This is a genomic window from Arcticibacter tournemirensis (genome assembly GCF_006716645.1).
Classification (GTDB): domain Bacteria; phylum Bacteroidota; class Bacteroidia; order Sphingobacteriales; family Sphingobacteriaceae; genus Arcticibacter; species Arcticibacter tournemirensis.
The window spans coordinates 2,321,907-2,336,705 of record NZ_VFPL01000001.1; the positions used below are offsets into that span (position 1 = coordinate 2,321,907).

Sequence of the window (14,799 nt, forward strand, 5' to 3'; positions counted from 1 at the left end):
TCTGTCTGTTTTCTACCTTAAGTTAGTGTTCGCATCAAGCTGAGCTTGTGGGATTGGAACAAATTCGCTCTGTCCGGGAACAAACCGTGATCCAAAAACCTGTTGTGCGCGTCCGGTGCGAACCAGATCATTAAAACGCTCGCCCCACCATTCGCAGGCAAACTCTGCACGCCTTTCGTCGAGTATTTGTGCCAGCGTCACACCCGTTATAGGGTTAAGCTTCGCCCGCTCCCGTACCAGGCGGAATGGTGCGTCGCCGCTCTGGCCTTTGCGTACCCGTGCTTCTGCATTCAGTAGCAGAACATCAGAATACCGTAAGATGCGTACATTGTTATTCGCGCCATATTCCATGCGACCAGGCGTCATCTGCGAGGAAGGCAGGTAGGTCTTACCGTTAAAGTACTTGATGCCAAACGGATTGCCATATATGCGGTCCCCGCTGGGGGTTGTGGCATAGGTGTCTGTTGTAGCACCGTAACTCAGAATAGTTGTCTTAAGTCGCACGCTATCATTACGGGCATTCAGAAAATCTACAATGTTCTGCGAAGGGGGTACCCAGCCAGCTCCGGATATAGCACTGCCGCGCTGGTCGCCCGAAGGACCCTGCCATCTGAAAAATGTACCCCAGTCAACACCCGGGCGAACGATATCACCTGTTGCAAGTCCGAAGTCGGAATATTGTAACTCAAAAAGCGATTCGTTACTTAGTTTCCCAGGCAGCTTAAACAGCTGATAGAAGTCTCCATACAATGAGAATTTGCCGCTATTGATAATGGCGTCTGTGGCTTCCAAAACCGTATTCCAATGCGGGCTGGCGTTATCATTGCCGGCGAGGTCAGCTGCTGCCTTTGCCTTCAGTAACAAGGCGGAATACCTGGTAACAGAGCCCTGGTGAGTAGCCTGGTTAGGTCTTAAGTCTTCAAGGTCGGGTATACAGGCGTCCATTTCATCGATGATAAACTGGCGAACCTGGGCTGCCGTACTTTTGCCGATGGTGGCTAACCTGGCGATGTCGTCGCTGTCTGTCAGAATGGGCACATCACCAAAAAGACGGCTCGCCATGAGGTGCGCGTAAGCGCGAATAAAACGTACTTCAGCCTGGTATCTGCGGTTCAAGGCAGCGTCGGCAGTATTGCCGGAGGGAATGGCGGCAGCGAACAGTTTAAGTTCTGTTAATGCACTGTTTGCGGCAATAGCGAGACTGAAGTAGCTGATCCACGATTGGTTAAGGCCCCAATACGACTGTACCGTAGCGTCACGCTGAAAATTCTTGATACTCATCAGCTCGGGATTGTCATTAGCGCTGGGCGCTCCCTGCTGGTAGTCGTCCTCCCGTACGGTCCGAATTGAAAGGTCGATCCAATGCACGAGGCGGTCATCCGCCGCGGCCCGGTAGATGCCGGATACAGGAGCATACATCAATGAAAGATTGGTATAGTCGATTTCCTCAGAACGTTGCTGGTTTTCCAGCGGCTTGTCCAGGAATTTTTCACATCCGCTGGTCAGGAATAAAACTAACAGATATCCTGCCAGTACTTTATATTTTATATTTTTCATGATAATCATTTTAATGATTGAATTAAAACGTAACGCGCATACCTAAACTGTAAGTTGACGATACCGGATATACATTAGCGTCGTATCCCATACCCGAGACTTCGGGTGTAAAGCCATTATACTTTGTGAAAATAAAAGGCCGGTCGGCCGTAGCGTAGATACGTACCGGGATAGATTTCTTCAGGTCAAAGCTGTATCCGAGCTGAATGTTCTGCACCCTGAGATAGGCACCGCTTTCAACGAAGAATGAACTTGCCTGCAAATTCCATGGAGCTACACTTCCCTGGGCCGAAGGGTAGCTGTTGGTAGAGCCTTCGCCGGTCCAGAGACCCTCAATAAAGGCAGCATCTGCATTCATTTGTCCGTATTTGCGCCTCATAGCGCGGTTAAGGTTATGGATCTTGTTCCCAGATACTCCCTGAAGTACTGTGCTGAAATCAAATTGCTTATAATTGAACGCGAGATTCAATCCATAAGTGAACTTAGGAAGGTAATTACCGAGATTAATACGGTCAGCCTGATCAAGCTCCCCATTATCGTTCTGGTCTTTAAACTTTAAATATCCGGGTTGGATAGGGCCGCCGGGATTAGCCTGATTATATTTACTCGCTATAGGATCGGCATTAATTTCTGCTTGATTCTGGTAAACGCCTGCCACCTCATATCCATAATAATAGTTTATCGGCTGTCCTTCTTCAATCCGGGCGGGGAACTCGGCAGACCACTCAGGGAAGCCATTCATGATGTTGGCAAGTCCCCCGAGGTCAATTACTCTGTTTTTGAGTGTGGTCGCGTTCACCCCGATAGAATAGCCGAAATCTCCAGCCTTGTCGTTCCAGTTCAGGCCAATTTCCCAGCCACTGTTAGCAACCCGGCCCCAGTTTCCGTACACCTGGTCCCACATAAAAGGCAGCGGGCGGCTAAATGCCAAATCTCTGGTTTCGCGGTGGTAATAGTCCACAGTACCATTCAGGCGGTTATTCAGCATCGCAAAATCGAGACCTCCGTCCCATTCCTCAACAACCTCCCATCGTACCTGCGTAAAGAACCTGTTTACGGTGTATCCCGGTATACGGGTACCATTTGTCGATCCTACGCTTCCGAAGATCCCGGAGGTGTTATTGCCCGAATTGACGATAGCGTATCCTGCGTTCGGCTGAATTGCGTCGTTACCCAGCAGCCCCCAGCTTCCCCTGATCTTCAGGTTGTCGAAGAGGGACTGGTCCTGCATGAAATTTTCCCGACTGATAACCCAGCCCAGACCTACAGAAGGGAAGTACCCCCATTTGGTTTGATATTTAGAGCTTCCGTCAGCCCTGAAGGTCGCCGTAAGCAGGTATTTATTGTCATAGTCGTAAGTACCGCGGGTAAAGTAGGAGACACCGGAGTTACGAAAACCACCTTCACCATATCCTGTAGCCGAGCCGGTCCCCTGGGCACCCTGGCCTACATACCAGAACTCACTCGACTCCGGAACATCGTTGGCTGATACCCATGTTTCGCGCCAGCGCTCTTCTCTAACCGATTGGCCAAGCAATATTGTCCAATGATGCGGGCCAGCCCCATCGCGGTAAGTCAGCAAATTATCCAGAATGTAATCGGTATTGCGCGTTTGCGCCGAACGCAGATAAGATCTGTCTGAACGCTGGTTGTTATCAATGTAATAGATCGGCGTGTACTGGATGCCATGGGTAGACTGGTATCGCTGACTAATCTGCGAACGGAAGGTTAGCTTATTATTCCAGAACTGCGCTTCTACGTATGCATTAGGCAATACCTGAAAGCCTTTGTTTTCGTTGTGATTATAATAAGCGGTAGCTAAAGGATTATTAAACCAAAAGCCACTGTTAATTCCTAATGACTGGCTCGTTCCGAATTTGACGGGCTTGGCTAACTCAAGGCTTTCGTCGTATACAGGATATAAGGGCGATGCAAAATATGCCTGGCGGAATGCAGCATTGTTAGGTGAAAAGTTTTTGAAGTTGTTTAGATGTGCTGTAACTCCCACCTTTAACCAATCGAATACCTTAGCTTCGGCCTGCATGCGGATATTATACCTGCGCACATAGTTTTTGGCATCCATAATTCCGTCCTGATCCAGGTAGTTTGCTCCGAAAGTGTAAGTGATCTTTTCGCTGCCACCCTGTATGTCGACGTTGTGGTTTGTAATCATTGCTCCCGAGCGGAGCAGCGCTCCATACCAGTCTGTATTCATAGCAGGGTTGTCTGCCTGTCCGCCAAACTTGGCCACAGACGCATCTACAATGCCTTTCTCGCCCTTGGCAATGGCGTAAGCGGCGTACTGAGCTCCGTCGGCCATTTCCAGGACGTTGTTGGGAGTTTGAAAGCCTACGTAGCCGTTGTAGGTAATGCGTGGTTTCATGTTCAGCTTCCCCTTTTTGGTGGTGACAATAACAACACCGTTTGCGGCTCTTACCCCGTAAATGGCGGCGCCTGATGCGTCTTTTAATACCGACATATCAGCAATATCATTAGGATTCAGGAAACTGATATCATTCATGAACATCCCATCGACCACATATAGCGGACTTTCATTGTTAAACGAGCCTACACCCCTGATCCTGACGGTTGGAGCGGCCCCCGGTGCACCTGAGCTGACCACCTGCACGCCTGATACCGTACCTTGTAAGGCCTCCATCGGTGCAGCAACGGTTCGTTTAACAGCCTGATTCATGTCAACTGTCGTTATAGGAGCTGTCAGATCTCCTTTGCGTTGCGTTCCGTAACCTACTACTACCACTTCATTTAAGTTAAGAGAACCATCCGGCTGCATCCGGATACGCATTGGTGCCGTGGATATCGCTACAGTTTGTCGCTCGTATCCTACAGCCGAAATAGTGAGGGAGTCGGCCGACTGAGGAACTGATAAGCTGAAAGTGCCCGTAGCAGAGCTTGTTGTTCCGATGCCGGGTGTTCCTTTTACTACTACCGAGCCGGTAACGGGGGCACCCTGTACATCTGTAATAGTGCCCGAGATCATTCTGTTCTGTGCTCTTACATAGGTGTTGGCAACAGATAAGAATGCTACAATTAATAATGTAACTCTCTTTCTCATACTTGGTAAATTTGATTAGCGATTAATTTTATTTATAATTAGTTCAACAAAAATAGGAGAGAAACATCTGGCTGGTGATAGTAAGGGGTACGTCATTTATCCTACAATCTGTGAAAGTCGTTTATTTAGCTATTTTTGTACTACGACATTTATACTACAAAAGTTTATTGAGCATCTATCATATGAAAAGATTTGACTGTTTGACAGTGTTCTTCGTATTGATTTTAGGTACAATCCCGCTCGCACTTTTAAGTCAGTCTTCTGCCAGTCTTCCCTGGGTAAAGGCATACAGCAAGGAGGATTTCCAGGGCGGATCGCGCACATGGGTAATTGAACAGGATAGTCGCGGCTATCTGTATTTTGCTAATAACGATGGGCTGCTCACATTTGACGGGAATTACTGGAAGAAGTTCCGGCTTCCCAATGGCACCATTCTCCGGTCGATATATATTGATAAAAATAACCGGGTTTATGTTGGAGCTCAGGGAGAGATAGGTTACTTCGAGCCCGGGATTAACGGACGCCTGACATATACATCACTAAATAAACTGGTGCCTGAAGGCGACAGGAATTTTGCGGACGTATGGAATACAATAGCCATGGGCAGATCCGTGTTCTTCAGAACTACCGAGTATATTTTCGAATTGAGGGACAACAAGATCACCACACATCCTGCTCCTTCAGCGTGGCAGTTCCTCGGGCGAACAAGTGAAGGGCTGATCGCCCAGGATAAGAAGAGCGGTATACTATATTACAGAAACAACCAATGGTTGCCCGTTTCGCAAGAGGCACTTAGCAATGTGACTCTTTCCGCTGCACTGCCTGTAGGAGGGGATAGTACGCTGATCGCCACAATTGACAACCGTACGTTCCTGCTTCGAAATGGTAAGATCACTCCAATGGATAAGACCTCCCGTCAGGATCTGTATACTCCATCGCTGGCGAGGATCGACAACCAAACCTATGTGGTTGGGTCTGCCGCCGGTTGTTATATACGGCATATAGGGGGGCAGATACTGCAACACCTTACTACGGCCGAGGGGTTATCGAGTAATAATGTCACAGCCGTATTTGTTGACCGGTCAAAAAATATATGGATAGGTACAGACGGTGGTATCGCCGTGATCGGATATAACAGCGCCGTGCGGTTTATCCATCCGCTGAAGAGCAGTGACCTTGTAGGTTACTCTGCACGTGTTTTTAAGGGAGGTTTATATTTGTCCACTTCAAATGGCGTGTACCGTGCAGAGATAAACCGTGCTGCCGGAAGCAAGCGTCTTTCATTCGGCGAGTTTAGCCTTATAAAAGGCACTGATGGCGGCGAGTCATGGCGGCTCGATGAAATTAACGGGGAACTATTGCTTGCCCATAATTCGGGTGTTTATGTCCTCGAAGGTAGCCAGGCGAAACCAGTTGCTGCAGGGATCGGTTCCTGGATGTTCCTGACTATGACATCGGCCTTTCCCATAAATCGCGTATTTGTTGGTACATATCAGGGTATCCGGGAACTGAGCTACGGTGACGGCGTTTTCCATGATGTCACTCAGCTGGCCGGCCACCGGGATTCTTACCGGTTCCTTGCCAAAACTGAAAATGGCGACATATGGGCTTCTCATCCTTACCGTGGCGTTTATCGCCTGCACCTTACAGCACCCGGAAGGTATAAAACCCGGCTCTATACGGATAAGGACGGACTGCCTTCAGCTTTCCAGAACTTCGTTTTTACGGGCAGGAACCAGAATTTATTTGCCACAAAAAAAGGGATTTACGAATTCGACACTAAACGCGACAGGTTCATTCCATCGCAGATATTCAAACAACTTAAAGATCTCGAGATAAATTATCTTAAGGAGGACGGTGATGGGAACATCTGGTTTTACAGCGGCAAAAGATTAGGTGTATTGCGGCTCCGTCCCGCCGGGAGCAATAAGGCAGGTGTGGTTACTTTCTTTCCTGAATTAGATGGTTACAGCTCAGAGGGATTTGAAAGTGTTTATCCATATGACGTCAATAATGTCTTTATAGGTTGGGGCAAGGGATTTATACACCTGGACTTCGAAAAGTATCTCAAACAAGACTCCAGGCCCGTTATCGTATTGTCGGAGGTAACTGCCGTGGCAGAACACGATAGCACCGTATTCGGTGGTTTCAATAACCAGCGATTGGGCACTGTCATTCTGCCGGCTGCTTTTAATGCTTTTCGCTTTGCGTATAGTGCAACTGAATATGGCATGGAAAACCGGACACAGTACAGCTATTGGTTAGAAGGATACGATGAGAAGTGGTCTGCCTGGAGCACAAGCACAGTGAAGCACTATACCAATTTACCCAGTGGCGAGTACCGGTTTAAAGTGAAGGCCCTGGATAACAGGAACCGAGAATCGGAAGTGTTCTTTTTCCCTTTTAAGATCAGTGCACCATGGTATGCCACCTTTTGGGCTTATGCCTGCTATTTAACATTGGCAATCGCCTGCGTTTTATTGTTATTAAGATGGCAGAGGCAGGTTTTTTACCGGCAGCAACAAAAATACGAAGCCCAAATGGCGCACCTGCGATATGTGCATCAGTTGGAAGTGGAAAAACATGAAAGAGAAAATGAAGTGCTGGCAAAGACAAAAGAACTAGCCAATACAAAAATGCAGTTAATGGAAAATACAGATACTCTGGTGCGGCTTAAAGATGAGTTAACGAAATTAAACCTAAAGGCTGACGAGGATCCAAAAGATTTGAAACCAATTACCTTGCTGCTCAGGGATCTTGAAAGGAATAATAAAAATTGGAGTCAGTTCGCACTGCATTTTGATGCCCTCAACGACGGTCTGCTAACCCGTCTCAAGCAAAAACATCCCAATATATCCCGTACCGACCTGAAGCTTTGTGCCTACTTGCGGCTCAATTTCTCCTCGAAAGAAATTGCCCAGTTGCAGAATATTTCCATCCGTGCAGTAGAAATGCACCGCTACCGTCTGCGGAAGAAACTGGGTCTGCCCACAGAGTTGTCGCTTAGCGATTATCTCGCGGGGGTATAACCTAAGGTGTTTTTCACCAAAGATGTACTGTCTTTTTGAACTAGTGTTTTCTTATCTAAAGCTATATTTGCAATGCTTAAGCAGCTTATATGAACTTCGAACAACTTCAAAAACAGATTGATTTCATTCACGAAATTGATAAAATAAAATATATACAGCGTAGAACGCGTCTTTTTAATAGTGATCGCACAGAAAATGATGCAGAGCATAGCTGGCATCTTGCCTTGATGGCTATTGTTTTATCAGAGCATAGCGATCAAAAAATAGATCTGCTAAAAGTTGTGAAGATGTTATTGATCCACGACTTGGTGGAAATCGATGCCGGCGACGTCTTTTTATATGATACAGTTGTTAACCATACAAATACAGAAGCAGAATTAGCAGCGGCCCGGCGGATATTCGGTCTGCTGCCATCAGAGCAGGCAAATGAACTTATTTCAGTTTGGGAAGAGTTTGAGGCAGGCGAAACGGCAGAATCTAAGTTTGCCCGTGCAATGGACCGGATGGAACCATTGTTACAAAACAGATCAAACAGCGGCGGTACCTGGAAAGAGTTTAATGTGCAGTATGATAAGGTTGTAGAGAAGAAGAGCGTTATAAAGCATGGTTCGCAAGTATTGTGGAGTTATGCTAAAAAACTGATTGACCAGAGTGTTGAAGACGGCATTTTGCAAAAATAAAATGGCTCGTAGCGTTTCATGCCCTTCGAACGTATTCTTAAAGAAAACCAACGTATATGAAGAATCTGAACTTAATTACCATTATTTTTGCCGTTTTGCTGTTCGGTTGTAAAGAGGACCAGGTACAGCCAGAATCTCTCATTGGTACCTGGGAGTTAAGGCATGTTTTAGGAGTGCAGGTCGCCGGTGCCCCATCTGATTTTCCGAAAGGAAACGGGAGTATTATTCAGTTCTCAGCCGACGAATATCAACGGATAGGGGATGGTAAAGTTATTTCAACAGGCACGTACCGGATTATTAAGGAATCAGCTGAGATAGACGGAACGAAATACGATCAGAGGATTATTTTCAATGATGACCAATGGAAGACTTTTATTAAATTATCAGGAAATAAACTTCTTCTTTGCAGTGGAACAATAGCAGCTGATGGATCAACAGCTACCTATGAAAAAATTATAACTTTAGAGTAATAAACAACGCTAAATTAAGACTGCGAAGCTTGGAGCTTCTATATTTCACATCCGTTTGTCAGCTTTTTGATACACAGGGAAATCTGCCACATTTTTTCAGAGATTAGCGGTTTTACTGTTTGTTATGGTAACTTGTGAAATCGCCGTTATTGGCGGGGGAATAAGCGGACTTACATTCGCCCATTATGTAAGCCTTAAAGGACATCAAGTTAAGGTCTTCGAAAAGGAAAAGGGTGGTGGTTGTATTCACAGCTACTTTATAGATCAACATTATATAGATTTTGGTGCGCATACTCTTACTAACAGATATGCTACCGTATTAGAAATTCTGGAACGTTATAAGGCTACAGATCAAGTTTGTAAACCTTTAACGCTGAAATTTGAAGGATACGGAAAGAAGGGTTTTTTCAGACTCTTCAGTAAAATCAATTGCATAGAATTGTTGCGTTCGGCCTTTACGGGATTCGGTACAAAGAAGCAGAATTTGTCGGTCCGCTCTTTTTACTCGAAAATCCTGGGGACAAAGAACTACCTGAATTTCTTTCATTATTTATTCCAGGCTATTCTTTGCCAGGATCCCGACCATTATCCCGCAGGGCAATTGTTCAGAAAAAGGAGACGTAACAGGAAATACCCCAAGTCATTTTCTTTAAAGAAGGGTCTCGATCAGATTCTTGATATTATTGCCGGGAACCCTTCTATCAGTACAGAATACTATAATATAACCAAGATTACTAAAGAGGGTGAGTTGCATGTTTTGTGGAGCGGACCGGCACAGGTGGCACAAACAAAGTCTATATGCCTGGCTTGTGATCCGAAGAGTGCATCTCTTCTGCTGGGCGACGGCTGGCCAGCTCTTGCCGGATTACTCCGGCGTTTTCCGGTAGTGCAGGTACAGTCTCTTTTGATTGGAAGTAACAATGCAATGACGTTCAGCAAGCGGAACAAAAGTCTTATTGGATTTGATCAGCCTTTTTATTCAGCAATTCTTTACGTTATCGATGACATCAAGTACTGGCTCTTTCATTTTAAGGAAAATACGATGCCGGTAGCAGAGAGGATCCGCGTGATCGGCGAAATCTTTTCCGCCAAGCAGGATGAAATATTTGTTGTTGCTGCTAGATCGGCTTTACTGCCCGCTATATCTGTGGAGTGTTTGGCACTGCAGTCGGAAATAGATATGCAGACCAGGGATTCGGCTATCTTTATCACGGGTAATTATATGAACGGTTTATCTGTCGAAGATTGTTGCTCGAGGGCAAAAAACGAAGCTGAAAGGTTTCATGCCGCAATTACTCAAAATCCAGGATAGTAGTGAAATTATTTAAAATCGCATCAATCGTATTCCTTCTGGCATTCTGTTCAGCGGCTATTGCTCAGGAAATTGACCGGAAGGCAGTCGTCGGCCGTCACGAGGTAACCGTTAGCTGTATGGATACCTTAAGTTCACTCACTCTTTGAGATTGCAGCGGAATACGCTGAAGCAGGAGTTGTTTTTTACTTGCTCAAAATCTTTCTGGTTACAAATTCATTGAAAAAGTAGTCCCTGTAAATATTGCCGATCGGAATTTCGTTTTCCCCAATATATACTGTATTGTTATCTACAGAATCTATGTTGTTTACATTGATGATGTAAGATTTGCTGACTCTGACAAAAAAACTTTTCGGAAGCAATTCATGAATAGTTTTAATATTCATAAGAGTGATCACTTTTTGTGTTTCTATGTAAATGATAACATAATCCTTTAACCCTTCAATATAAAGTATATCTCTAAAATGTACTTTGAATATTCTGCGTTCTGCTCTTACAAAAATATAATCAGCAGTTATGTTTTCTATGTTGCTGTTTGTATGTTCAGTATGAAATAACTTACAATACGTATGTGCTTTTTCAACCGCTTTTTTAAAGCGCTCCAACTTTACAGGCTTGATCAAATAGTCAATAGCGTCTACGTCATAACTCTCGGAAGCAAACTCATGAAAAGCTGTGGTAAACACCACTAAGGTGTTCTTAGGAATAGTTCTGGCAAATTCAATTCCATTCACTCCTGGCATTTGAATATCAAGAAATACTAAATCAACGGTATTATTTTTTAGAAATTCTCTTGTAGCATCTGCTCCGTTAAATGAAGCTATAGATTCCAGATTTTCCGTCTCGTTAACCAGTTTTTGGATTGCTTTTCTTGCTAAAGGCTCATCATCTACTATTATGCAGTTCATTTATAATTTTAAAGTTAAGGTAACGCAGTACGTTTCCGAATAGTCTTCAATTTTTAAATCATGTAAAGAAGGGAACAATAGTTCTAATCGCCTTTTAATATTAGCCAGGCCTAATCCCTCGGATTTATTAACTGCTTTTACGGCAGGTTTTGAGTTTATGCATTTGAAAAAAAGCTCATTATGGCGAACATCAAAAAACAAATTTACATAGGATAATTTCGCTGAGTCATTATTGTGTTTTACAGCATTTTCAACAAATGAGATAAATAATAAGGGAGGAACCTGCACTCCACTCAATTCACCCTCTTTGGATATTAAAAAATTAAAATTATCCCGCCTGACCTTTTCCAGGTTTAAAAAATCTTCTAAGAAATGGATCTCTGAGGTTAATAAAACCTTATCTCTCGAACTGTCATAAAGTTGATAACGAAGCAGATCGCTTAGTTTCATCAAAACCTGCGAAGCTTTTTTAGGGTCATCTTCAATTAAAACATTAGCATTGTTGAGCATATTAAAAAGAAAATGCGGATTGATCTGATTCTTGAGTTGTTTCAACTCAGCATTAGTTTTGGCCAGGTCCAGATCATGAATCAGTTGAGCGTCCGATATCCACTGCTGAAATAACTTAACTGCTGCCGATGCTATAATAAGCACCATAGTCATAAAAGAAAACGTAAAAAAGTTAATATTATCGTCCTCGTTAGGCAGCAAATCACGTTTAAAAGAAAAAGCAAAAACTTCGTGGACGTAGTAGGAAAGAATCATGCCTGAAATCACAAAGAGGCCATAACTGAGGTATTTGTTCCTAAACAAAAATTTGGGAACGAAAAAATACATATTACTGTAAGCCAATAGAATTATCTGAAAAAAAATAACCACTCGATTGTAGGTCTCGAAAGGTTCGACGTAGTCCGGGGGACTGTAATACAAAACTACAATACAAAAGGCGATCAGTAACAAGTGACGTTGAAACAGGTATTTCTCTGAAACGATCAACTGAAGCATCCAATTGGCATCCATAATTTTTTTGTGTAAAGGTTTACCCATGAGCTTAAAATTTCGGACAAATCAAGCTATACGACAGAAATAAAAAAGTTTACTATACAAAAGCCCATTAATAATATACCAAAATAACATTTACAGATGATATACCCGTCTTTAAGGTTTGAATAATAAAATCAGCCGGTCAGCCGCTTTGTCGGCATAGCGTTGAAGAAAAGATCCTTTTTGGATTGATTTTTTGCTGAATCTTAAGGCGCGTTTATTTTACTATATGTGAAAGCTGCTTTAATATATAAACAAATGCGTTTCGTATATATAAAAATCGCGGGGTCTGTAAAACTATAGTTTAGCGGAAAATTGTAGCTGTTAACCTTAAAGTTTTATAAATGAAAAGTAGAATTCTATCCGTGCTTGCACTCCTTTTTGCCTCCGTATTCCATGCCTATTCGCAGGAAAAAGTCACACTTAGCGGCATAATAACTAACAAGTCAAATACCGAAACACTCATTGGCGTAAGCATTTACATTCCCGAAGCGAAGGTGGGCATGACTACCAATTCTTACGGGTTTTATTCCACAACACTGCCAAAAGGAACTTATACCATTGTCATCAGCTACGTAGGTTATGATCGGCTGGAGGAGAGTATCACGCTGACCGAAAACACAAAAAGGAACTTTGGGATGAGGGAAAGCAGCAAGACGCTCGATGAAGTTTTAATTACAACCAACACAATGCAAGCAGACATCCGCACACCTGAAATGAGTACCAATAAACTATCTATCGCCACGGTCAAAAAGATGCCGGCTGTTCTGGGTGAGGTAGATGTTCTAAAGTCTATCTTACAGCTTCCCGGGGTTACCAATGCCCAGGAAGGTGCGTCGGGATTTAATGTAAGAGGCGGCTCTGTAGATGGAAACCTGGTGCTGCTAGATGAAGCCGTTGTATATAATACCTCGCATTTATTCGGATTCTTTTCTGTCTTCAACGCTGATGTGATCAAAGACCTGAAACTTTACAAGGGAGGGATCCCCGCTAATTTCGGCGGACGTATATCATCGGTACTGGATATTTATCAAAAAGAAGGAAACAACCAGGAGTTTCATGTTAACGGCGGGATCGGATTAGTATCAAGCCGGTTGCTTGTTGAAGGTCCTATCGTCAAAGATAGAAGCTCTTTCGTGGTTGCGGGCAGAGGATCTTACGCCCATCTTCTTTTGAAACTGGCTGATGAACCAAATTCAGCCTATTTCTACGATCTGAACACCAAGTTCAATTACAGGTTCAATGATAAAAATAATGTTTTTGTATCAGGATATTTTGGCAACGACGACCTCAATCTTAACAACAGTTTTATAAACACCTATGGCAATAAACTCCTTAATCTACGATGGAACCATATATTTTCAGATAAGATCTTCTCTAATGCATCTGCCATTTACAGTGATTATGACTACCAGATCAAAATAAAGACCATTGGGCTTGACTGGAAAGCAGAGGTAAAGAACTACAATTTTAAATATGATTTTAAACATTATGTTTCAAATAACCTCACGTTAGATTACGGTATAAACTCAATTTACTACGCTTTTAATCCCGGAACGATCAGGCCGTTTGGAGCAAGCTCGCCGATCAATCCGGACCAGTTGGCCAAAAAATATGCTTTTGAAAACGCAGCATATATCAGTGCTGGCCAACGCTTGTCCGATAAGTTATCTTTGAATTACGGACTCCGATACAGTAACTTTCAGCGAGTAGGCGCGCAGGAAGTGTACACTTATGCCAATAATCAGCCGGTTATTTACAACAAGGAGTTTCATATTTACGAAGAGGCTGATCCAACAGGGACTATAAGCTATAAGAAAAACAAAAAAATAGCCAACTTTGGCAATCTGGAACCAAGGGTCGCCCTTGCTTATTCGCTGAACAATGATAATTCTATCAAGGTAAGCTACAATAGAATGAGCCAATATGTTCATTTAATCTCCAATACCGCTTCTGCAACCCCGCTTGATATATGGGCTCCGTCTGACCAATACCTTAAACCGGAAATCTTAGATCAGTTAGCACTGGGTTACTTCCACAATTTCAAAGACGACAAGTATTCACTGGAAGCTGAGACTTTCTATAAGAAAGTAAAAAACAAGGCAGATTATATCGACGGTGCAGATCTGCTGGGGATCGATGCTGTCGAAAGAGTGCTATTGAACGGCGAAGGAAGGGCGTATGGTCTGGAAATGATGTTGAAAAAGAATACAGGAAGGCTGACTGGCTGGGCTTCCTACACGCTTTCTAAAGCGCAGCAAAGAACACCGGGCAGGAATGCAGATGAGCCGGGTATAAACAACGGAGATTGGTACAGGGCTAATTACGACAAATTGCACAATCTGTCTGTTACCGGCGCTTATTTCTTGAGCCCGGGATGGTCTCTTGGGGCTATTTTCACTTTTCAGAGCGGAAAAGCAGCAACATTTCCTGATGGGAAATACCTGTACCAGGGCGTTACTGTTGCGAATTACGGAGCGAGAAATGAGAATTCTTTATCGGCCTACCACCGTTTAGATGTGTCTGCAACCTATACTCCTAAACCCCGCAAGAAAAAAGGATGGCAGGGAGAATGGAATTTCAGCATCTACAATCTTTACAACAGGAACAATGCTGCATCGTACTCTTTCAGGCAGAATGAAGAAACGGGAAGAAACGAGACAAGAAGAATATCCATTTTCGGTATTGTTCCGAGTGTAGCCTACAACGTGAAATTTTAAAAA

General features: G+C 43.8%; 10 protein-coding genes. 6 read left to right on the forward strand and 4 right to left on the reverse strand.

Annotated elements, in window-relative coordinates:
- Window positions 1-12: 12 nt before the first annotated feature.
- Together BDE36_RS09690 and BDE36_RS09695 are read right to left on the reverse strand one after the other, a co-directional pair.
- Window positions 13-1,557, reverse strand: coding sequence for a RagB/SusD family nutrient uptake outer membrane protein (locus BDE36_RS09690; protein ID WP_161987590.1), 1,545 nt, complete (start codon window positions 1,555-1,557; stop codon window positions 13-15).
- Between the two features lie 22 nt (window positions 1,558-1,579).
- Entirely contained in the window at window positions 1,580-4,633 is a 3,054-nt protein-coding gene (locus tag BDE36_RS09695; protein ID WP_141814705.1) for a SusC/RagA family TonB-linked outer membrane protein, read from the reverse strand.
- 182 nt (window positions 4,634-4,815) lie between these two features.
- On the opposite strand from BDE36_RS09695, the gene BDE36_RS09700 reads away from it, so the two are divergent.
- The 5 genes from BDE36_RS09700 (at window position 4,816) to BDE36_RS23680 (ending at window position 10,273) form a co-directional block, all read left to right on the forward strand.
- Entirely contained in the window at window positions 4,816-7,662 is a 2,847-nt protein-coding gene (locus BDE36_RS09700; RefSeq protein ID WP_141814706.1) for a ligand-binding sensor domain-containing protein, read from the forward strand.
- Between the two features lie 89 nt (window positions 7,663-7,751).
- Window positions 7,752-8,342 (forward strand): HD domain-containing protein, encoded by a 591-nt coding sequence (locus BDE36_RS09705; protein WP_141814707.1) that lies wholly within the window; start codon window positions 7,752-7,754, stop codon window positions 8,340-8,342.
- Between the two features lie 56 nt (window positions 8,343-8,398).
- Entirely contained in the window at window positions 8,399-8,812 is a 414-nt protein-coding gene (locus BDE36_RS09710; protein WP_141814708.1) for a hypothetical protein, read from the forward strand.
- Window positions 8,813-8,936: 124 nt separating this feature from the next.
- Window positions 8,937-10,124 (forward strand): NAD(P)-binding protein, encoded by a 1,188-nt coding sequence (locus BDE36_RS09715; RefSeq protein ID WP_141814709.1) that lies wholly within the window; start codon window positions 8,937-8,939, stop codon window positions 10,122-10,124.
- Window positions 10,125-10,126: 2 nt separating this feature from the next.
- Entirely contained in the window at window positions 10,127-10,273 is a 147-nt protein-coding gene (locus BDE36_RS23680; protein ID WP_161973394.1) for a hypothetical protein, read from the forward strand.
- Between the two features lie 36 nt (window positions 10,274-10,309).
- On the opposite strand, the gene BDE36_RS09720 is transcribed toward BDE36_RS23680, so the two are convergent.
- Window positions 10,310-11,032 carry a LytR/AlgR family response regulator transcription factor gene (locus BDE36_RS09720; protein WP_141814710.1) on the reverse strand — a complete coding sequence of 241 codons (723 nt, stop codon included), beginning with the start codon at window positions 11,030-11,032 and terminating at the stop codon, window positions 10,310-10,312.
- Window positions 11,033-11,689 carry a sensor histidine kinase gene (locus BDE36_RS23990; protein ID WP_202618195.1) on the reverse strand — a complete coding sequence of 219 codons (657 nt, stop codon included), beginning with the start codon at window positions 11,687-11,689 and terminating at the stop codon, window positions 11,033-11,035.
- 731 nt (window positions 11,690-12,420) lie between these two features.
- Between BDE36_RS23990 and BDE36_RS09730 the strand changes: the two genes are divergently transcribed.
- Window positions 12,421-14,796: a TonB-dependent receptor gene (locus BDE36_RS09730; RefSeq protein ID WP_141814712.1), complete on the forward strand. Its 2,376-nt coding sequence runs from the start codon at window positions 12,421-12,423 to the stop codon at window positions 14,794-14,796.
- Window positions 14,797-14,799: the final 3 nt, after the last annotated feature.

Excerpts from the sequence above, each read along its gene's own strand:
- BDE36_RS09695 (WP_141814705.1), bottom strand. The coding sequence starts at position 4,633 with ATGAGAAAGAGAGTTACATTATTAATTGTAGCATTCTTATCTGTTGCC.
- BDE36_RS09690 (WP_161987590.1), bottom strand. The coding sequence starts at position 1,557 with ATGAAAAATATAAAATATAAAGTACTGGCAGGATATCTGTTAGTTTTA.
- BDE36_RS09720 (WP_141814710.1), bottom strand. The coding sequence starts at position 11,032 with ATGAACTGCATAATAGTAGATGATGAGCCTTTAGCAAGAAAAGCAATC.
- BDE36_RS09710 (WP_141814708.1), top strand. The coding sequence starts at position 8,399 with ATGAAGAATCTGAACTTAATTACCATTATTTTTGCCGTTTTGCTGTTC.
- BDE36_RS09700 (WP_141814706.1), top strand. The coding sequence starts at position 4,816 with ATGAAAAGATTTGACTGTTTGACAGTGTTCTTCGTATTGATTTTAGGT.
- BDE36_RS09705 (WP_141814707.1), top strand. The coding sequence starts at position 7,752 with ATGAACTTCGAACAACTTCAAAAACAGATTGATTTCATTCACGAAATT.
- BDE36_RS09715 (WP_141814709.1), top strand. The coding sequence starts at position 8,937 with ATGGTAACTTGTGAAATCGCCGTTATTGGCGGGGGAATAAGCGGACTT.
- BDE36_RS23990 (WP_202618195.1), bottom strand. The coding sequence starts at position 11,689 with ATGGTGCTTATTATAGCATCGGCAGCAGTTAAGTTATTTCAGCAGTGG.
- BDE36_RS09730 (WP_141814712.1), top strand. The coding sequence starts at position 12,421 with ATGAAAAGTAGAATTCTATCCGTGCTTGCACTCCTTTTTGCCTCCGTA.